A 765-nucleotide genomic window follows, 5' to 3' on the forward strand; every position below is an offset into this window, starting at 1 on the left:
AGGGGTAGGGGAGCGTTGAATGCGGGTTGAAGGTGTACCGGAAGGAGCGCTGGACTGCATTCAAGTGAGAATGCCGGTATGAGTAACGAAAAGATCTGTGAGAATCAGATCCGCCGAAAGCCTAAGGGTTCCTGAGGAAGGTTCGTCCGCTCAGGGTAAGTCGGGACCTAAGGCGAGGCCGATAGGCGTAGTCGAAGGACAACAGGTGGAAATTCCTGTACCACCGTAATCCGTGATGAGCGATGGGGTGACGCAGTAGGGTAGTGACGCGGACTGATGGATGTCCGTCTAAGCAGTGAGGCTGATGTGTAGGCAAATCCGCACATCGTTAAGGCTGGGCTGTGATGGGGAGCGAAAATTATAGTAGCGAAGGTCATGATCTCAGACTGCCAAGAAAAGCCTCTAGCCAGGAGAAGGTGCCCGTACCGCAAACCGACACAGGTAGGCGAGAAGAGAATTCTAAGGCGCGCGGAAGAACTCTCGTTAAGGAACTCGGCAAAATGACCCCGTAACTTCGGGAGAAGGGGTGCCTCGGTAGGGTGAATAGCCTGAGGGGGCCGCAGTGAAAAGGCCCAAGCGACTGTTTAGCAAAAACACAGGTCTGTGCGAAGCCGCAAGGCGAAGTATACGGGCTGACGCCTGCCCGGTGCTGGAAGGTTAAGGGGAGTGGTAAGCCTTCGGGCGAAGCTATGAACCGAAGCCCCAGTAAACGGCGGCCGTAACTATAACGGTCCTAAGGTAGCGAAATTCCTTGTCAGGTAAATT

The 765-nt window shown here is 54.5% G+C and carries 1 rRNA gene; it reads left to right on the forward strand.

The window, feature by feature from the left end:
- Positions 1-765, forward strand: a 23S ribosomal RNA gene (locus C400_RS0126055); the annotation flags it as partial.

The sequence above is a fragment of the Paenibacillus sp. ICGEB2008 genome (assembly GCF_000307675.1).
GTDB classification, from domain to species: Bacteria; Bacillota; Bacilli; order Paenibacillales; family Paenibacillaceae; genus Paenibacillus; species Paenibacillus polymyxa.